The following is a 19,193-nucleotide window of genomic DNA, read 5'->3' as shown; positions in this document are numbered from 1 at the left end:
GCCCGACACCTCAATCCCGATAGGTCGGTGCGGGCGGGCCCGGAACCGGGCCGAGTACGGTCAGCCACCTGTCGTAGAGCGCCATCCACGTCCCGTCGGCCCGCATCCTGTCGAGGGTGCCGTTCACGAAGCGCACCAGATCCTCGTGGCTCTTGTTGACGCCGATGCCGTACGGCTCCGATTCCAATGGTGGGCCGACGATCTCGAGATTCGGATCCTGGGCGGCCAGCCCGGCGAGAATTGAGTCGTCGGTGCTGGCGGCGTCGGCGTGCCGTTGCTGAAGGACCACGAGGCAGTCGTCCCAGTCGGGAACCGCGACAATCGTCGCCTCGGGTTGCACTCGCTGAACGGTGGCGAGCGACGTGGTCTCGATGGCGGTGCACACTCTCTTGCCCGCAAGGTCCGCCGGACCCTCGATGCCGGAACCCTTCGGTACCAGCAGTCGCTGGTAGGCCTGGAAGTAGACCGTCGAGAAGGCGACGCGCTCGGCACGTTCACATGTGATCGTGGTGCCCTTGACGACGAGATCCACCTCGTCGTTCTCCAGCGCGTCGAAGCGGCTACCGAAGGTGAGCAGCCGGTACTCGACCTTGGACGGATCGCCGAACAGATCACGGGCAACCTCCTTCGCGACGTCGACGTCGAATCCCATCAGGGTGCCGGTGGTCGGGTCGCGGAAGCTGAAGAGGTTGGTGTTCTGGTCGAGGCCCACGATCAGGCGTCCACGGGCCAGAATGTCGGCCACCGCAGAACCAGGGGGTCGAGTTCCTGGTGGGACAGCCGGGCCGGGCCGCAGGCTGGCGAGCGCACCGCACGTGTCCGGTGTGGGCGGTTCCGCCGGCGCGACGCCCGACGGCGGCAGAATCTGCGCCCCGTCGGACAACGGAAACTCGGCGTAGTCGCCGCCGGGGATCGGTGAGAGCGGTTGCGGGGTGGCGCAGCCGGCGAAGAGGACGGTGGCGCACGCGCACACCAGGAGGTGCGGGCGGAAGGCGCGCCGTCTCGTCCGTCTCGGTCGATCCACCGGAATCATCAGTGGTACTCGTTCAGTCTGGGCCAGATCCCCCCACCGACGGCGAACCCGCAGAGGACGCCGATCACCATGCTACCCACCGCGAGCAGCGACAACGACCGATACGCTGCGGCCATTCCGTCCAGTTCCTCGGTGCGAAATCGCTCGATGCCGGTCCGGAGAGATTCGTCCAGGGCGGCGAACCGAGCGGTCGACGCGAGCTCGCCCGAACCGATGGCGAGGGCGCTCGCACCCGAGTAGTCGCCGGCCGCGAGCCTTTGCTGCAACATCTCGTGAGCGGTCCGCCACCCGTCCAGCGCGGCAAGCGCGTCGGCAACCTCGGGTCGCGCGTCGCTCTGCAACCGTCCGAGGGTGTCGGCCAGCGCGGCGGAGTGCGCCGCGTAATCGATCTCGGACTGCTCGTCGGAGCCGCGCTGCAACAATGCCAGTGTCTCGTCCGCCCGTGCCTGCTGGGCGAGAATGCGCGATTGGGTGATGGTGGCGAGTGGTTGTGCCCCTTCGCTTCTCGCCCGATCGATCGCCGATGTGGAGACCAGTGCGGCCGCGGCCAGCCACACCAGGAGGGTTGCGGTGAGAAGTGAGGCAACGACGAGACCGGGGTTGACGCGACGCTTACTCTTGCGCGCCAGGTAGACCTGGGCGAGGACGAGTGCGAACAGCAGTCCCGCCGTGACGACGAATGCGGCGCGCGGCAGTCGGGCACCGTGAGCCTGCGTGTCGGCGACGGACCGCGACTGTTCGATGTACAGACGCTCGGCTGCAGGCAGGATGGTGTCCTGCATCAGGGCCGACGCGTCACCCAGATAGGCGACGCCCACCGGATTGCCCGACCGGTTGTTGGCGCGGGCGGTCGCGACGAGCGTGATGTACACGGACATGTGCCTCGACACCTCCGACAGCAGGCGCAGCGCCCCGGCGTCCGTCGACGACACTCCATTCGACGCAGTTACCAGGGCGTTCGATGCATCGCCGATCGCCTGGTTGTACCGGTTGCGTACCTCGCGGGGTTCGATTCCACCGGAGATGAAGGAGGTCGTGGCTGCGGCATCGGCGATCGACAGAGAGCTGTACAGGGCTTCCGCGGCGTACGCGAGCGGTTCGGTATGCGTCCGTAGCACGTCGATCCGCTGTTGACGGGCACCGATCGCGGCCGACGCGATGGCCCCGGTCGCGAGTGCTGCAGTCACCAGCGCGATACCCAGCACGGAGAGTCGACCCGGCGTGGAGGCAAGAAATTCGCGCCAGGGCTGCCGTCGGGATTCGGGCTCGACGAGCAGTGACTCGTCCAGCGAGTGCTCTTCGGTGACGGCGTTGTCTCCGCGGTGGAACACGGTGTCCTCCTCCGCCGAGGTGTTCTGCCAGTGTGCCCGATTTTCGCCGTATCGTGCCGAAAAGTCGATGTCGGGGGCCGGACACAGAAACGAGGACAGGGACCCGGTTCGGTCCCTGTCCTCGGATTCGATGGGGGTTCGTCAGAGTTGCTCGCGGGCTGAAACTCCGACGAGTTGCTCCGCTTCGGGCTCGGGTGCCGATGCTTCTTCCGCCGCAGGGACGGTGCCCTGCGGTTCCGTGCCGGCCCGGCTGCGGCGGCGGAACTCATAGCCGATCAGGATGAAGACCAGGGTCACCACACTGAGCCAGAACTGCGAACGGGTGGTGGGCAGAACCGCCATCGCGGCAATCACGGCACCCATCAATCCGATGGTCGCGTAGCTCAGCCACGGGAACAGCCACATCTTCAGGCTGAGGGCCGAGGGGTCCTGCGCTTCGAGCTTCTTCCGCAGGGCGACCTGGGAGAGGGCGATCATGAGGTAGACGAAGAGCGCGACGGCGCCGTAGGAGTTCACCAGGAACGAGAACACCAGGTCCGGGGAGACGAAGGCCGCGACCACGGATGCATACCCGATCACTGTGCCGGCCAGGATCGCGCGCCGTGGCACCCCGCCGCGGGACAGGTGCGTGAACATTCGGGGGGCGTCGCCGTTCCGAGTGAGGGCGAACAGCATTCGGGAGGAGGTGTAGAGCGCCGAGTTCAGGCAGGACAGCACCGCGGTCAGGATGACGATGTTCATGATCGTGGCGACGCCGGGAATGTGCAGGGCCGAGAGGGCTGCTGCATAGGGGCTGACTCCGACGGCCTCGGTGCTCCACGGCACCACCGCGACGACGACGAAGATGGAGCCGACGTAGAACGTGATGATCCGGACCACGATGGAGCGCATCGCCCGGGCAACCGCCTTCTTCGGCTCCGCCGATTCGGCCGCCGCGATGGTCACGATCTCGGCGCCGGTGAAGAAGGCGACACAGGGGACGACCGCCGCGAGCACCGCGCCCCAACCGAGCGGGGCGAACCCGCCGTGGCTGACGAGGTTCGCGACTCCGGGAGTCGAGTCGGGCCACAGTCCGGTGATCCAGAGTGCGCCCAACCCTAGGAAGAGGACGATCGCGATCACCTTGATCGAGGAGAACCAGTACTCGAACTCGCCGAATGAACGCGCAGAGACAAGATTGGTACAGGTCAGGATGACGAGGAGGCCGAGGCTGAGGATCCACAGCGGTGCGGACGGTAGATACAGCTGCAGGATGCGCCCGCCCGCAATGGCCTCGACGGCGACGACGATGACGAAGAAGTACCAGTACATCCATCCGACGGAGAAGCCGGCGCGATTACCGAGTGCTTCCCGGGCGTAGACGTAGAACGATCCGACGACGGGCCGAGCCACCGCCATTTCCGCGAGCATCCGCATGATCAGGAGGGTGATGACCCCCGCGATCAGGAACGACACGATCGCTGCCGGGCCGGCGTTCTCGATGACGACGCCGCTGCCGACGAACAATCCGGCACCGATCACGCCACCGAGGGCGATGAGGTTCATGTGCCGTTTCTTCAGGCCTTTTCCGAGGCCGGAGTCCTGAGCTTGGACCGGGGGTGGTGTTGAGGTCACGTCTTCCTCCACTGTGCGCTGACCGGGATCGTCAGGTCGCCATCGCGGTCCGGGGGCGGACCGTCGGCGGTTCGGAACGGAGAACAGTGCCGGCGGGAGATACGGGAGACGATCTACCGCGAACTGAACTGTTGGTGTGATTCACAACACTGTATGGAGGGTGTGGAGGGGAGCACAGTGCCAGTTCGGGCACGCCTCTGGGGTCCAGATCCAGGTAACGAGGAATTGGGAGGTACGCGAGAGGGCGGGGACCGTTCGATGCGCCCGCGTGACCTACGCGCAGGCGCATCGAAAGTCCTAGCCGTCGGTGTTCCGGGCAGTTCCACCGCACTCACCGCATGCCTGCATCAGCGCCGCACTGCGCGGGCGCCCGGCACGGGCCGGCAACCGAACCGCGGACCGGAAGCGTGAGGCAGGTCGGCCAGAGGACGGATGGGTACGGCGACCCGCCCTCCGCGCCGCCGGGAGGAGCGGCGACCAGGGCCAGTGCCGGCCGACGGTGTGCCGAGCCCGCAGGAAGCCGAGGCCGAGTACGAGCCCGAAGATCAGGTGCCCGATCAACGAGAGTGCGAGCGTCGTCGGCGTGAGCGGAAACATGGCTTGCTGCCCGTCCGGCGACAGGGCGACCGTGGCGATGAGGCCGGCCCACACCGGGAACACCGCAAAGGCGACGGAGGTGAGGACGACCGTGCGGCGTGACAAGTGCTGAAGGCCCAAGGCGAGGGCGATGAGGAAGAAACCGATTCCGATTCCGCCTCCGTCACCGATGTAACGCCAGAGATAGCCGACGATCGCGCCGGTCCGGGTGTCGGATCCCGAGTGGAGCCAGGTACCCATTTTCGGAATGAAGTCGCCCCACAGGTCGAGCAAGTACACGGTGTCGAGGCGGAAGATGTCGTATACCAGACACGCGAACATCCCCCAGCCGAGGCCATGGCCGACGATGCGGTCGATCGGGTGCGGAGCGAATACGCACAACACCGCGAGAGCGGCCGCGAGTGGAATGATCACCAGCGCGCCGGTGGTGTTCATCGGCACGACACCGAACACCTGCGCCGAGATCGCCAGTAGCGGTAGGGCGGCGAGCAGAAGGTAGAGGCCTGTCCGGGTGAGGGTCCAGTGGTGGCGGACTCGCTTCGGGCCGGATTCGACGGTGGGCACGGCGGTTCGCGCCAACTCGTGATCGTGCGCGGCGGGTGCAGTGGTGCCGAGGTTGTGCGACACAGGGGTGAGTTCCTTTCGATCGAGGGTACTTCTTCCTCTGAGGGTTCCGTTCTGACGTTCTCAGCGTCCGGCAAATGGCCGGGTGTGAACAGTCACCTGAGGGTTAGTAATCGTCACCCTGAACGCCTTTGGATTGCCGAAGTCGTAAACCGTTTTGCCACAGTCATATACGTCCCGGCTCCCAGAGACCGCCGCATACATGACTCCGCGGATATTCGAGTTCTGGTCACTGCTCCGGTGTTAACGTGGACGCACAGGGCGACCGGAGAGGTGCTTGTCGATGACTGGTTCCATTCGGAGATTGGCCACCGTGGCGCTGACGCTGGTCGCTGCCGCGTTCATCGTCTCCCCACCGTCGGCGTATGGCTTCGCCGAAGACATCTGCTACAGCCCGGACGGTGCGCCACCACACAACTGCGCGCCGCTTCCACCCAGCTGTCCGCTCGACGACCCCAACGGACCGATCTGCGGCCTCGAGGCCTTCGCGCGTTACGGGTACACCCTGCGTCAACCGCTCGGTGGACGCAGCCTCGTGCACGCCGACTCCACGTACATCATCGCCCGCACCGTCGGCTTCTCGGCGCGCGACGCCTATTGGATCGCGGCATACGACGAAGCGACCGACCTCGGCACCTTCGCGCCGCGCGACATCAACGGCCGACTCGTTCCCGACGCGGACGCGTGGACCACCAAGGACATCGGCGGCCTCGTGCGCACTCACTTCGCCACCGGTGGGTTTCTCTTCCACTTCCTGCCGACGATGCGTGGACCGCTCGATCCCGAACCCGACGGCTCGCGACCCGATATCGGCGATTCCCGACACGAGGTCATGCTCACGCACGTGCGGCGCTGGGCGATGGCAGGCCCGGGTAGTAGCACTCCCCTGTGCACGGCAGGCTTCACCAATCAGTCCGCAGACGGTGACTATGCCACCGGCACAGAGTGTTACGGAGACGATCGGCCTGTGCAGATCAACGGTGTGTACAGCCTCGAGACCCCGGTCGCAATTCCATTCACCAATGTGACCGGCCAGCAGGTCATTTCGGGGGAAATCCGATCGTCGCAATTCGATTCCTGGATCGGTAGCGAATCTTCGAACGCGAGGATCGGCATCTACCTGCACGCACTCGGTGACCGCATTTCGCATCATGTCTGCACTGACGCCGGGACGATCACTCCACCATCGCCGGATCGGCCGGAGTTCCGGATCGATCTGAACAAACCCACGTGTGACCAGGGTCCGCACGCAGTCCGTCACGAGTACGAGACCGGTGTGGATTTCACCGGGCTCGCGCCCGAGGACCAGACCACAGAGGCGGCGCTGTCGATGGTCTACGACGAACTCGTCGACTTCGCACGAATCCGCGGAACTCTGAATGCCCGGGCCACGGCACCTGAGACGAAGAAGGCACTCCTGCACGACGGCCTTCTGCCTGCGTTGGAAGTCCGGCAGCCGGTCGAGCGCCTGCACGCCGTCACCGAGGTCGGATGCCGATTCGGTGTACCGGCATTCCCCGGAAATTCCGCGTGCTGAGGCTGATCGCTGCGCACTGAGCGGGCCCGCGCAGGAACAGCCTGGATGCTCGTAAAGTTGGTGGTATTCGTGGGTTGGAGGTACGAAAATGGCAACCACCACCGTGCCGTCGAGTAGCTCGTTTCTCCCGGCGGGTCCGACTCTGGGGGTGGAGGAGGAGTTCGTCCTCGTCGACCCGAACACGGGACGACCCAGTCTGTACAACACCGAGGTCTGCGAGGCCGGGCACGAGCTGGGCATCGACCTTCAGCGCGAGTTCTGTCGCTGCCAGATCGAAACGTCGACGTCGGTCGGCACCCACATCCGCGATCTGCGCGATCAGTTGTGTGAATCGCGCGCGGTGACCGCCGACGCCGCTGCCCGCACCGGATGCCAGCTCCTGGCAGTCGGAACGCCGATGTACGACCCGCCACCGAATTCGAATTCGATTACCGACACACCGCGGTATCAGCAGATGGCCGAGCGATTCGGCGCCCTCTTCACGGGCGTGATGTGTGGCTGTCACGTGCACGTCGGCATCGAGGACCGCGAGCAAGCGGTGCAGGTGAGCAACCATCTGCGGCCCTGGTTGCCGGCGCTGCTGGCGCTGACCGCCAATTCCCCCATCGCCGGCGGCCTCGACACCGGTTATGCGAGCTGGCGGTACGTCCTGTTCGGCCGGTGGCCCAGTGCGGGACCGCCACCGTACTTCCAGTCCGCGCAGCACTACGACGACGCGGTGCAGTTGATGCTCGAGACCGGCGCCATCCTCGACACCGGAATGGTCTATTGGGATGTGCGGGTGTCGAATCATCTCCCCACTGTGGAGATCCGGATCAGTGACGTCCCCGCCACCATCAAGGAGACGATGACCCTGACCACCCTGGTGCACGCTCTGGTCATGACCGCGATCAGGGCGATTCACCGCGGCGAATCGGCCCCGGCGATCGATCAGCAGGTGCTGCGCGGGGCGTGCTGGTTGGCGGCCCGCGACGGGCTCGCCGGGTACGGTCTCGATCCGGTGACCGCGCACCGGATGCCCGCCCACCGCCTGGTGTACCAACTTCTGGCACACGTCAAGCCGGCTCTGGCGGAGCTCGGTGAGTACTGGCAGGTGAATACGTCGCTGGCGTCGGTGCTCGATCAGGGCAACGGGGCTATCCGGCAACGCCAGACCCTTGCCCACCGGGGCAGTGTTGCCGAGGTGATCTCCGAATGCGCACGCCGCACCTTCGAAGGTTGTCTCCCCGAACCGGGCAATGCGCTGCCGCTGTGAAACCGCGCGCCCGAGGGAGCAGACTTGCTTCCCCGCGCCCCAGCTGTTGGGTCTCGGTCATCGGACCGTGCCGGAAGCGGATCCGCTGCCTACGCGGTGGGATCGTAGTCGTTCAGTATCGCTGGTAGTTCTCACGGCGATGCCCGACTGTCAAGACGAGCACCAAGAGCTGCTCGTCCACGATTTCGTAGACGATTCGGTAGTCACCAGTTCGGACTCGCCACTCCCCATTGCCGCCGACCAGGCGCGTCGCTGCCGGCGGCCGTGGCTCGGTGGCAAGCAGTTCGATGGCCGCTTGCACTTGCGACATCACGCCGTCGAGAGAGTCGGCTCAATCGGCAAGTCCGAGAAATACCAAAAGCGCACGGTCCAGCCGAACCAGATCGGCAGCGGCGAGTTGGCCGAGGCGTTCGTGCATATTCACCCGCGGCATCGTCGTGACCTTGTCGACCATGATCTGACTCGGCTTCTCGATCCCGGTGCTGTCGGTCGGCTCCACAGCGATCCGGACAAGTGGCGCCTCGACCGGATTGGTCGTTAGCGGGCACACCGTGACCGAAGCGGTTGCGTCAAACCGATCGTCCTGGACGATGACCACGGGTCTCGGCTTGCCGGTGTAGGCACCACGCGCAGCTGCGATATAGATGTCGCCCCGCCTCACCCGTCGGGCTCCGCCTCGTCCCAATCGACTGAGATTGCATCAACGAATGCCTGGTCATCGGCTTCATGCTCGCTCGCCGCGATGGCAGCCGACTGGCGGTGAGCTTCCGCGACAAACTCCGGAGCCCGTACGTCGGGCACCCAGATCTGAACAGGCCGCAGACCCTGCTCGCGCAAACGCTGGCGGTGCTCGCGTACCCGCTCTCGTGTGCTTGCCATGCGGCAATGTTACATGTAACGAGGTCCGGCGACAACGGTCGCGCGCCCGCTAACCGATCCGCTTACGGGATCGCGAACGTCTCAAAATGCCACTGGCAGCGAGATCTACACCAGCGCCCCTGGTCCCTCTCCTTCCCTCAGATCTGGTTCTGGGCGGTCCGTATCTCCGAGTCGTAGGGTGAGTTGACTCCCACAAAGGTGATGTGAGTCACACATACCAGGGTGTTCGATCCGCGCCGCTCACCGGCAGGACAGGCAGGGTGGCGCTGACTTCGCCGCCGCTATTTGGAGGAAACGTGGACAGTACCGTTCCTGAACACACCGACGACTCCGGTTTGGGCAAGGGGCTCAAACGCCGGCACATGAACCTGATCGCCCTCGGTGGCGTGATCGGCGCCGGCCTTTTCGTCGGCAGCGGTGTCGTCATCGGCGGTGCGGGCCCGGCCGCGATCATCTCCTTCCTCATTGCCGGCATCATCACGTTGCTGATCATGCGGATGCTGGCGGAGATGGCGGTAGCCAGGCCGGTGGTCGGGTCGTTCTACGTCTATGCCCGGCAGGCGCTCGGACGTCGCGCCGGGTTCGCGACGGGGTGGATGTACTGGTACTTCTTCGTCATCGTTGTGGCTGTCGAGGCCGTCGCCGGCGGCCGGATTCTGCAGCTCTGGCTGCCGATGATCCCGCTGTGGTTGCTGAGCCTCGGACTGATGCTGCTGCTGACGGCCACCAACATGGTCTCCGCCCGCTCCTACGGTGAGTTCGAATACTGGTTCTCGTCGATCAAGGTCGTAGCGATCGTCCTCTTCCTCGGAATGGGTGCCCTGTGGATCACCGGGCTGTGGCCCGATTCGACGCCGGGGCTCGGCAACCTCGTCGACCACGGCGGATTCACCCCGCTCGGCTGGGGCGCAGTACTCGCCGCGGTCGTCCCGTGCGTCGCCTTCTACACCGGTGCCGAGATCGTGACGATTGCGGCCGCGGAGTCGGAGGAGCCGAAGCGGGCAGTGGCCCATGCCATGCGGTCGATCGTGGTGCGCATCGTGACGTTCTACGTCGGCTCCATTCTCGTCGTCGTCGCGATCCAGCCGTGGAACACCGAAAGCGTCGGTGTGAGCCCGTACGCCGCGGTGCTCGAGGTGCTCGGCATTCCCGGCGTCGCCACGATCATGAACTTCATCGTCCTCACCGCGGTGCTCTCCTGCCTGAACTCCGCGCTGTACACGACGTCGCGAATGTTGTTCGCGCTGACCAGAAACGGCGATGCACCGAAGTTCTTCACCAAGCTCTCCCACAACGGTGTGCCTCGTCGGGCGATCCTGCTCGGCACCACCGTCGGATACGTGTCGGTTGCCTGCACCTATGTGTGGGGTGACATCGTCTTCAGCTTCCTCGTCAACTCGTACGGCGCCGTCGCGCTCTTCGTGTACCTCCTGATCGCCATCTCCCAGGTGGTGCTCCGGCGCAGACTCGAGCGCGAAGACCCTGCTGCACTGCAACTTCGGATGTGGTTGTTCCCGTGGCTGAGTTACGCGACCATCGCCCTGATGGCCACCGTCATCCTCGCGATGGCATTCCTGCCGACAACCCGCTCCCAGTTCCTCATGAGCGGACTGACGCTCATCGCCATCCTGGTCACCTATGAAGTGCGGCGGTGGCTCGGCAAGGGCGGAACCGACGACGACGCGCTGTCCGGTGCTCCTCCTATCGGTTCGCAGGACGAGTCGGTCGCGGAGGCCGAAAAGCGCATCGAGGCGATCGAAACGTTGGGTGGCTCGGACCTCGAACTGCTGGCCGCGGCACAACAGGATCCACACACCGACCGTCATCAGAGGAGAGAGTCATGAGCGCATCCACCACCGGCACTGCGCGCGTCAAGCGGGGCATGGCCGAGATGCTCAAGGGTGGGGTCATCATGGACGTCGTCACCCCCGAGCAGGCGAAGATCGCCGAGGACGCCGGCGCGGTCGCGGTGATGGCGCTCGAGCGGGTGCCCGCGGACATCCGCGCGCAGGGTGGGGTGTCGCGGATGAGTGATCCGGACATGATCGACGGCATCATCTCCGCGGTCTCGATCCCGGTGATGGCCAAGGCCCGGATCGGGCACTTCGTCGAGGCGCAGATCCTGCAGTCCCTGGGGGTCGATTATGTCGACGAGTCCGAGGTCCTGACCCCGGCCAACTACGCGAACCACATCGACAAGTGGAAGTTCACCGTCCCGTTCGTGTGTGGTGCGACGAATCTGGGTGAGGCGTTGCGCCGGATCACCGAGGGGGCGGCGATGATTCGGTCGAAGGGTGAGGCCGGTACCGGGGACGTGTCGAATGCCACCACGCATATGCGGACCATCGGTGGGGAGATTCGCCGGTTGACGTCGCTGAGCGAGGACGAGTTGTATGTGGCGGCGAAGGAGTTGCAGGCGCCGTACGACCTGGTGGTCGAGGTGGCGAAGGCCGGGAAGTTGCCGGTCACCGTGTTCACTGCCGGTGGCATCGCGACCCCGGCGGATGCGGCGATGATGATGCAGCTCGGCGCGGAGGGTGTGTTCGTCGGGTCGGGGATCTTCAAGTCTGGTAACCCGGCGGAGCGGGCCGCGGCGATCGTGAAGGCCACCACCTTCTTCGACGACCCGGACGTGCTCGCGAAGGTCTCTCGTGGGCTGGGTGAGGCGATGGTCGGGATCAACGTCGACGACATCCCGGTTCCGCACCGCCTCGCCGAACGCGGTTGGTGAACGAGGCGATTCGGGGTCACACCGTCTGTGAAGCCATCGATGTGGGGCACTCAGTGCCATGTCTTGACTCGCCTTTTGTGTGTAGGTACGTGGACGCGGAGCCAGCCCGACGTCAGACAGGGAGTGCCACCTTGCGAGACGGAACCTCGAGGATCCGAAGTGCGTGTTGCGCCGCTAGCCGGAGCGAAGCCCTCCTCCGGAAAGGCAGCACTGCTGCCGACGCTCGCACTTCGATGTTCACGGCGATCGGCTACTTCGTCTCGTTCGGGTGGCTGGTGTGGACCTGCTCCAGGAAGACCGTGCGCTCATGGACGTAGAACCAGATGCGCGCGGTGCCCTTCGCCGTCGGCTTGTGCTGCCAGCGCTCGTGCGTCGTTCCACCGCGTGAGATCATGCCGAGCTCGCCTCGGAGGGGATAGTTCGTCGGCGTTGTGGACAGGGGCGTCCGCGTGAGGAAGTCCCACGTCTCCGTCATGGAGTTGCGGATCGTCGCGACGAGGTCCCGCCAGCCCTTCTGGGCATCTGCGGTGGCGAAGCGGATCTCGTACTCGATCTTTCTCGGAGGGCGGGGGACCAGCTCGCCCTTCTTGGCGGCCGCCACGGCTACGGACGCTCCACGGTCTCGTCGTCGTCGAGCCACTCGAGGTCGGCGCTGCCGAGCCCGGCAGCAATGGCGGTCGCCGTCTCCTTCCAGGACGTCAGCTCCGCGATCGCGAGGTGGGGCTGGTCGGTGGAGAACGAGGCGCGGGCGGCGTCCACAAGGTCCTGCGCGCAGGCTTCTCGGTCCGCCGGCGACAGCGCGAGCATCCAGGGGAATGCCTTGGACATGCGCTCGGCGAGCGAGCCGGTGTCATCGAGGGTGACGGTGATGAGCTGTGCGGCGAACTTCAGCAGCCGCGAACGTCCCTCGGCCTCGCGCTGCGACATCAGCACCAGCGACTCGCCGTCGCGCCGGGTCACCGTCACGGGGTGGTCCTCGGCTTCGGCGAAGACCTCGGCGGAGTGCTTGCTCAAGTCCGAGGAGCGCCGGGTCCGGGCGGGGAGGCCTGCTGCGATGGGCATGGGGTCCATCTTATTCGGAACGTGTTCGGAAGTCCAGCATGAGCGATCGCAGTGAGGAAGTGATGGACTCCTTGGAGCAGCCGGTCGGCGCATCCATGACTCTGCAACCGTCGGCGACAGGCTTCTGAGTCGACATCCCGGTCCCGCACCGCCTCGCCGAGCGCGGCTGGTGACGTACCGAACCCGCAGTCGTCGTTCAGCCCAGCAGTCCGGGGATGTCCGCTGCGCTGTCCAGGATGTGGGTGTGGGGCTCCAGGCTCAGAGTCGCCGCGTCGTGCGCGCCGGTCAGGACACCCACCACGTATCGTGCCCCGACGTTCGTCCCGGCCCGGAGATCGTTCGGAGTGTCCCCACCCACCAGCACCTCGTCCACGCTCTGCACGCCGGCGAGTTCCATGGCGTGGAAGATGAGATACGGCGACGGCCTGCTCATCCGCACCTGATCGCTCGTGATCACCCCGTCGATGTCCCGGCCGATCTCCCACCCGACCTGCTCCAGTAGTGGTTCCGCGATCTGGCGTGAATAGCCGGTCTGGAGAACGACCTTGATGCCGCGCTGCCGCAACGTATCGAAGGCGTCGTGAACCCCGGGCAGTGCGGTGGGCGAAGTCTTGCGGTACGTAGCCAGAAGCATTGCGGTGAAATCGGATTCGGCGGCGTCCAGAACCTTCTTCTCGGCCGGCACGCCGCTCTCCCGCAGTAGTCCCTCGATGGCCTGCCGCTTGCCGGTGCCCTTCCACCGGTCGAACCGATCGTCCGGAATCGGTTTGCCGAGGTGCTTCTCGACGGTGTCGCGTAGCGCGACGTACACGGCGCCGCCTTCGTCGACGCTCGTCCCGGCAATGTCCAGAGTGACCAGAGAGACTCCGGGTTCGGTCATGGGTGTGACTCCTCGCTGTGCGCCCCCGGCAGGTGATGGCTGTCAGTGGGCGATCATCGACAGGACGTCGGCAATGACGTCGCTGTTGGTACCGCACGACAGATCGAGCGTCCGGCAACGGTCGTAGTACGGGCTCAGGTCCAGCCCGACGCCCAGTCCGTACACCTCCACCGCCCGCTCGTCCTCGTGTCGCTCGACCACGTCCTGCAGGTGGTGATCCAGGTAGAACTCGTCGTTGGCCAGCGCGGTGGCGCCGTCCAGTGGGCTTCCGTCCGAGATCACGAACAGGAGCCTCCGGCCCTGGGTGCCCCGCAACCGGGAGCACGCCCAGTCGACCGCCTCACCGTCGACGCCCTCTTTGAACAAATCGTTCGTCAACAGCCCCGCGATCTCGGGTCGGGCTCGGCGCCAAGAGGTTTCGGCGTCCTTGAACACCAGCTGCCGCACTTCGTTGAGCCGTCCCGGGTTGCGCGGACGGCCGGACCTGAGCCAGTCTCGGCGAGCTCGGCCCCCGTTCCATGCGGCGGTCGTGAAACCCAGGATCTCGCAGCGCGCGTCGGCCAGTTCGAGTGCCCGGGCGAATACGTCGACCAAGACCGCGACCGGTTCGCCGAACTCTTTCATCGAACCGGAGCAGTCGATGAGGAAGGTCACGGTCGTGTCGGTGTGCGGCTCGGTGCGTTCGGCCCGGAAGAGTCTGCGCTCGGTGGGCGAGGTGACGAGCTGGGCGAGCCGCCGACCGTCGAGGTATCCCTCTTCCCGGCCGCCGTCCCATCCGTCGGGGACCGGTTCCGAGAGCACGGCTTTCAGCTGTCGTCCGAGTTTCCGGACGTTGAGGTGCTGCAGGTCGATGACGAGGTCGAGTCGCCGGCGGTACTCCTGGAGCAACTCCGGCCGGACGAGGGACGCGATCTGCCGGGTCTCGTCGTAGGCGCGGGTGAACACGCGATATCCGTCTCCACCCTCCCCCAGCGCGCGACTGCGTCCCGACACCGCGGCCTGGAAGGTCTCGTCGTCTTCGGGGTCGAAGTCGAACAGGAGGGAGAACGCCGTCCGGCCGTCGCTCCGGTCGTCGGCCGAGACGTCCGTGTCGGTGGGTGACTCCAGGTGACGGCCGATCAGCTCGGCGACGGCCTGCGCGTGGATTCCGAAGTCGCTTTGCGAGAACCGGGTTCGACGCAGCCACGGGAGGTGGCCGCCGAGAACGGAGGCGAGAGCGAACCGGGTCGATTCGATCAGGTCCTCGGTGGCCTCGGGTATCGGCTCGGCGGTGATCCGGGCCCGGCACATCTGTGTCACCGTGAACAACAGCATTCCGTGCACCGTCTCGGTCAGACCGGACGTCACGTAGTCCTGCGACCACTGCGTGAAGCGGTGGGAGAGGTTGGCGCGCACGCCGCTCCACGCGTCGGCAGCCAGCGACTCGACGCGGAACTGTTCCAGGATCTCGAAGACCAGCCGACCCGCCGTGGCGTCCGGGCACAGGCTGCGATGCAGGACGGGGTCGGTGTGGAGGAGGCGCGACGCCATGCCATCCGCCGCGCCGCGGAAGGACGTGAAGTCGGCGCCGTCGAACGACGGGTGCAGGTGCGGGGCGGGCATCGGCACCCGCCGATGTCCACGATGGAGTTCCGGTCCGCGGAAGTGCAGTTCGCCCTCGCCCGCGAGGGCGCGGATCGCGGCGGCACAAAGTTCGTGAACCTCCTGCTGACGGCGGACCGAGGTGGGGCGCACGGACAGTTCTGTCATGACTGCCCGCTCAGGCCGTGCTCGCCGCGAGCATCGACGACCGCTCCAGTTCCGAGTCGAAGCACCGCTGGAAGTACTCGGCGACGACGGGTCGCTCGGCCTCGTCGCACTTGTTGACGAACGACAGCCGGAATGCGAGCGCCGGGTCGTGGAAGATCTCGATGTTCTCGGCCCAGGTGATCACCGTGCGCGGCGACATCAGCGTCGACAGGTCGCCGACGCGAAATCCGCTCCGGGTCAGATTGGCCACGGCGACCATCGACCCGATGAGCTCACGGCTCAGCGACGGCACTCGTGCGGACACGATCTCGATTTCCTGTTCCGCGGGCAGGTGATCGAGCGTCGCGACGATGTTCCAGCGATCGATCTGCGCGTGATTGAGCCGCTGCACACCGTGATACAACCCGTTCAGATTGCCCAGGCCGACGGTGTTGGCGGTGGCGAACAACCGGAAGGCAGGATGCGGAGTCAGGACCCTGTTCTGATCGAGCAGGGTGAGTTTCCCGTCGCGTTCGAGGAGACGCTGGATGACGAACATGACATCGGGGCGGCCGGCGTCGTATTCGTCGAGGATGAGGGCGACGGGTCGCTGCAATGCCCAGGGCAGGATGCCTTCCTGGAATTCGGTGACCTGCTTGCCGTCTCGCAGCACCACCGCGTCCCGGCCTATCAGGTCCAGCCGGCTGAGATGTCCGTCTAGGTTGACCCGCACGCACGGCCAGTTGAGCCGCGCCGCGACCTGTTCGATGTGCGTGGACTTGCCGGTACCGTGCAGACCCTGCACCATCACCCGGCGGTTGCGGCCGAACCCGGCGAGCAGGGCCGTGGTCACCGCGTGATCGAACCGGTACGCGGGGTCGATGTCGGGGACGTGGTCGACGGGTTCGCGGAAGGCACGCACCGTCAGGTCGGTGTCGAGTCCGAACAGCTCGCGCGCGGACACCACGTGGCTGGGGGCCGCAGTGGTCATTTCGGGCATGTGCCCTCCTTCAGTTCAGGTCTGTCACTTCGGTCTCCGTGACCTCGTTCTCGATCTCGCCGATGGCGTCGGCTGCCCGCCGTAACGCAGGAAGGAGCTTGAGCGCCTTGTCGGGGGTGAGTCGCATGACCGGGGCCTGGACCGCGATGCAGAGATTGGAATTGCCTGTGGCGCAGGGGACGAGCACTGCGGCGCAGACGAGTCCGGGGAGGAACTCTTCGTCGTCGATGGCGTAGCCGTCGCGGCGGACCTGCTTGAGTTCGGTCTCGATCAGTTCGATGTCGGTGACGGTTTTGTTGGTGTAGCGCTCGAGCGGCATCCGCCCGAGGAGTCGCCGGCGTTGGGCGGGGCTGAGCTGCGACAGGATCATCTTGCCGCTGGCCGAGCAGTGCGCGGGCACCCGCGAACCCGCATGGAGTGTAAACCGAAGGGGCTCCGAGGTTTCCACTCGGTCGAGATACACCACTTCGCTACCCGACAGGGTGGTCACGTTGCAGCTCTCGCCGAGTTCCGCGACCAGGTTTCGGAGGATGGCGTGTCGCGCACCGTGGTGGGTGTCGTTGAGCAGCAGATTCTCGGCGAAGCGACGCAGGCGCACGCCGGTGCCGTAATGCCTGCCGTTGTTCTGCCGGGTGAGGAGTCCGGCGCCCTCGAGCTGCTGGAGCATCCGGTGCAAGGTCGGCTTGGCCATGCCCGTCTCCTCGACGAGCCCCTGCAACGTGAACAGCTGGTCCTTGGACGCGATCATCTCGAGCAGCGCGAACAGGCGGAGCGTCGGCGTGTCTCCGGGTAGCTCCGTTGTCGGGTGTCCGTTCGACTCGTCGATCCGGTGAATCTCACCCACGGTTCCTCCTAGGCCCAGACGGCGACGCCTTCACGTCGTGTATCGAAAAATCATACATCCCGTTCCAGTTTTAGGAACATTCATTGACGAAGTGTGTGACGTGGCCTACTGTTCCAACACATCACAAAATCACGAACGAAACGTTCCGATTTTTGACATTCTCTGCCGTTTCCGGCGCACCCCTGAAGGAGGATCACGCATGAGCAAGAAGAAGAACGGTGCCGATCGCACCACTGTCTCCGGTGTACAGAAGATGACACCGTCGGAGGCGTTCGTCGAGACCATGGTCGCGAACGGTGTGACGGACATGTTCGGCATCATGGGTTCGGCCTTCATGGATGCGATGGACATCTTCGCGCCCGCTGGGATCCGGCTCGTCCCGGTGGTGCACGAGCAGGGTGCGGGACACATGGCGGATGGATATGCCCGGGTCAGCGGGCGGCACGGCATGGTGATCGGCCAGAACGGGCCGGGAATCAGTAACTGTGTCACGGCGATCGCCGCCGCATTCTGGGCGCACAGCCCCGTCGTCATCGTCACCCCCGAGGCCGGCACCATGGGCACGGGCCTGGGCGGCTTCCAGGAAGCCAACCAGCTGCCGATGTTCCAGGAGTTCACCAAGTACCAGGGCCACGTCAACAACCCCAAGCGCATGGCCGAGTTCACCGGCCGGTGCTTCGACCGCGCGATGTCCGAGATGGGTCCGACGCAGCTCAACATCCCGCGCGACTTCTTCTACGGCGAGATCGAGACCGAGATCCCGCAGCCCACCCGGCTCGACCGCGGTCCCGGCGGCGAAAAGAGCCTGAACGAGGCTGCAGAACTGCTCGCCCAGGCCGAATTCCCGGTCATCGTGTCCGGCGGCGGTGTGGTGATGGCCGACGGCGTCGAGGAGTGCAAGGCCCTCGCCGAGCGTCTCGGCGCCCCCGTCGTCAACAGCTACCTGCACAACGACTCGTTCCCCGCCAGCCACCCGCTCTGGACCGGACCGCTGGGCTACCAGGGTTCCAAGGCCGCGATGAAGCTGATCAGCCAGGCCGACGTGGTGCTCGCCCTCGGCACCCGTCTCGGCCCCTTCGGCACGCTGCCGCAGCACGGCATGGACTACTGGCCCAAGAACGCGAAGATCATCCAGATCGATGCGGACCACAAGATGCTCGGCCTGGTGAAGAAGGTGTCGGTCGGAATTTGCGGCGACGCGAAGGCTGCCGCCGTCGCACTCACCGAACGCCTCGAGGGCAAAGCCCTCGCGTGCGACGCCAATCGGGCGGCACGCAGCGAGAAAATCGACGCCGAGAAAGCCGCGTGGGAGAAGGAACTCGACGAGTGGACGCATGAGCGCGATCCGTTCAGCCTCGACATGATCGCCGAACAGGAAGGCGAGGAGGGCAACTGGCTGCACCCCCGCCAGGTGCTGCGTGAGCTGGAGAAGGCGATGCCGGAAGACGTGATGGTCTCCACCGACATCGGCAACATCAACTCCGTCGCCAACAGCTACCTCCGGTTCGAGAAGCCGCGCAGCTTCCTGGCTCCGATGAGCTTCGGTAACTGCGGATACGCGCTGCCCACCATCATCGGCGCGAAGGCGGCGGCACCGGAACGGCCCGCCATCGCATACGCGGGCGACGGCGCCTGGGGGATGAGCCTGGGTGAAGTCATGACGGCTGTCCGGCACGACATCCCGGTCACCGCCGTCGTATTCCACAACCGGCAGTGGGGTGCGGAGAAGAAGAACCAGGTCGACTTCTACAACCGCCGCTTCGTCGCCGGTGAACTCGAGAGCGAATCTTTCGCCGGAATCGCACAGGCGATGGGCGCCGAAGGCATCGTCGTCGACAAGCTCGAAGAGGTCGGCCCCGCACTGCAGCGCGCGGTCGCCGCACAGATGAACGAGGGCAAGACGACGGTCATCGAGATCATGTGCACCCGCGAACTCGGCGACCCCTTCCGCCGCGACGCGCTGTCGAAGCCGGTTCGCCTGCTCGACAAGTACAAGGATTACGTGTAGTCCGCTTTTCCCACCACGTAGCCCCCGGCGCCGATGTCGGGGGCTGCGTCCCGTGCTCTTCTGGTACCGA

At 65.6% G+C, this 19,193-nt stretch carries 18 protein-coding genes; 5 read left to right on the top strand and 13 right to left on the bottom strand.

Going from position 1 to position 19,193, the window contains the following annotated elements; translation table 11 throughout:
* Positions 1-10: 10 nt before the first annotated feature.
* The 4 genes from ACH49N_RS22225 to ACH49N_RS22210 all read right to left on the bottom strand — a co-directional run bounded on the left by ACH49N_RS22225 (position 11) and on the right by ACH49N_RS22210 (position 5,202).
* A complete protein-coding gene (locus ACH49N_RS22225; RefSeq protein WP_358274741.1) occupies positions 11-1,033 on the bottom strand; it encodes a glutamate ABC transporter substrate-binding protein in 1,023 nt (340 codons plus the stop codon).
* Positions 1,033-2,364, bottom strand: coding sequence for a hypothetical protein (locus ACH49N_RS22220; RefSeq protein ID WP_358274742.1), 1,332 nt, complete (start codon positions 2,362-2,364; stop codon positions 1,033-1,035). The genes ACH49N_RS22225 and ACH49N_RS22220 overlap by 1 nt, the downstream gene beginning before the upstream one ends.
* Positions 2,365-2,505: 141 nt before the next feature.
* The gene (locus ACH49N_RS22215; RefSeq protein ID WP_358274812.1) at positions 2,506-3,909 is read right to left on the bottom strand and encodes an amino acid permease; all 1,404 of its coding nucleotides are present in this window, start codon (positions 3,907-3,909) and stop codon (positions 2,506-2,508) included.
* A 366-nt stretch (positions 3,910-4,275) separates the two neighbouring features.
* Positions 4,276-5,202, bottom strand: a complete 927-nt coding sequence (locus ACH49N_RS22210) for a hypothetical protein (RefSeq protein ID WP_358274744.1) — start codon at positions 5,200-5,202, stop codon at positions 4,276-4,278.
* 280 nt (positions 5,203-5,482) lie between these two features.
* Between ACH49N_RS22210 and ACH49N_RS22205 the strand changes: the two genes are divergently transcribed.
* Together ACH49N_RS22205 and ACH49N_RS22200 are read left to right on the top strand one after the other, a co-directional pair.
* Entirely contained in the window at positions 5,483-6,736 is a 1,254-nt protein-coding gene (locus ACH49N_RS22205; RefSeq protein WP_358274746.1) for a hypothetical protein, read from the top strand.
* An 88-nt stretch (positions 6,737-6,824) separates the two neighbouring features.
* Positions 6,825-7,991 (top strand): glutamate--cysteine ligase, encoded by a 1,167-nt coding sequence (locus tag ACH49N_RS22200; protein WP_358274748.1) that lies wholly within the window; start codon positions 6,825-6,827, stop codon positions 7,989-7,991.
* A 112-nt stretch (positions 7,992-8,103) separates the two neighbouring features.
* Here the strand turns inward: ACH49N_RS22200 and ACH49N_RS22195 are convergent, their stop codons facing one another.
* Genes ACH49N_RS22195 through ACH49N_RS22185 form a run of 3 tightly spaced genes read right to left on the bottom strand, consistent with a single transcriptional unit; the run spans position 8,104 to position 8,870 of the window.
* On the bottom strand, positions 8,104-8,301 hold the full coding sequence (locus ACH49N_RS22195) for a type II toxin-antitoxin system RelE/ParE family toxin (RefSeq protein ID WP_358274749.1): 198 nt from the start codon (positions 8,299-8,301) through the stop codon (positions 8,104-8,106).
* Between the two features lie 21 nt (positions 8,302-8,322).
* The gene (locus ACH49N_RS22190; protein ID WP_358274751.1) at positions 8,323-8,652 is read right to left on the bottom strand and encodes a type II toxin-antitoxin system PemK/MazF family toxin; all 330 of its coding nucleotides are present in this window, start codon (positions 8,650-8,652) and stop codon (positions 8,323-8,325) included.
* Positions 8,649-8,870: an antitoxin MazE family protein gene (locus ACH49N_RS22185; protein WP_358274753.1), complete on the bottom strand. Its 222-nt coding sequence runs from the start codon at positions 8,868-8,870 to the stop codon at positions 8,649-8,651. The genes ACH49N_RS22190 and ACH49N_RS22185 overlap by 4 nt, the downstream gene beginning before the upstream one ends.
* A 296-nt stretch (positions 8,871-9,166) precedes the next feature.
* Here ACH49N_RS22185 and ACH49N_RS22180 point away from each other — a divergent pair, with 296 nt between their 5' ends.
* Positions 9,167-10,714 (top strand): amino acid permease, encoded by a 1,548-nt coding sequence (locus ACH49N_RS22180; RefSeq protein ID WP_358274754.1) that lies wholly within the window; start codon positions 9,167-9,169, stop codon positions 10,712-10,714.
* Entirely contained in the window at positions 10,711-11,601 is an 891-nt protein-coding gene (gene pdxS, locus ACH49N_RS22175; RefSeq protein ID WP_358274756.1) for a pyridoxal 5'-phosphate synthase lyase subunit PdxS, read from the top strand. Before ACH49N_RS22180 ends, pdxS begins: the two co-directional genes overlap by 4 nt.
* 250 nt (positions 11,602-11,851) lie before the next feature.
* Here pdxS and ACH49N_RS22170 read toward each other — a convergent pair whose 3' ends face one another.
* From ACH49N_RS22170 to ACH49N_RS22145, 6 genes are all read right to left on the bottom strand, one after another.
* Positions 11,852-12,202 (bottom strand): hypothetical protein, encoded by a 351-nt coding sequence (locus tag ACH49N_RS22170; RefSeq protein ID WP_358274758.1) that lies wholly within the window; start codon positions 12,200-12,202, stop codon positions 11,852-11,854.
* Between the two features lie 2 nt (positions 12,203-12,204).
* Entirely contained in the window at positions 12,205-12,663 is a 459-nt protein-coding gene (locus ACH49N_RS22165; RefSeq protein WP_358274759.1) for a prevent-host-death protein, read from the bottom strand.
* Between the two features lie 196 nt (positions 12,664-12,859).
* Positions 12,860-13,543, bottom strand: coding sequence for a phosphonatase-like hydrolase (locus ACH49N_RS22160; protein ID WP_358274760.1), 684 nt, complete (start codon positions 13,541-13,543; stop codon positions 12,860-12,862).
* Between the two features lie 42 nt (positions 13,544-13,585).
* The gene (locus ACH49N_RS22155; protein WP_358274761.1) at positions 13,586-15,292 is read right to left on the bottom strand and encodes a cobalt chelatase; all 1,707 of its coding nucleotides are present in this window, start codon (positions 15,290-15,292) and stop codon (positions 13,586-13,588) included.
* A 10-nt stretch (positions 15,293-15,302) separates the two neighbouring features.
* Positions 15,303-16,271 (bottom strand): AAA family ATPase, encoded by a 969-nt coding sequence (locus ACH49N_RS22150; protein ID WP_358274762.1) that lies wholly within the window; start codon positions 16,269-16,271, stop codon positions 15,303-15,305.
* A gap of 10 nt (positions 16,272-16,281) precedes the next feature.
* Positions 16,282-17,115, bottom strand: a complete 834-nt coding sequence (locus ACH49N_RS22145; RefSeq protein WP_109334702.1) for an IclR family transcriptional regulator — start codon at positions 17,113-17,115, stop codon at positions 16,282-16,284.
* Positions 17,116-17,314: 199 nt separating this feature from the next.
* On the opposite strand from ACH49N_RS22145, the gene xsc reads away from it, so the two are divergent.
* Entirely contained in the window at positions 17,315-19,123 is a 1,809-nt protein-coding gene (xsc, locus tag ACH49N_RS22140) for a sulfoacetaldehyde acetyltransferase (protein WP_358274764.1), read from the top strand.
* Positions 19,124-19,193: the final 70 nt, after the last annotated feature.

This window comes from Rhodococcus sp. NPDC019647, from assembly GCF_044389235.1.
Taxonomy (GTDB): Bacteria; Actinomycetota; Actinomycetes; order Mycobacteriales; family Mycobacteriaceae; genus Rhodococcus_F; species Rhodococcus_F oxybenzonivorans.
Note: the sequence above shows the minus strand (reverse complement) of the source record. Positions and strands in the feature narration are given on the sequence as shown.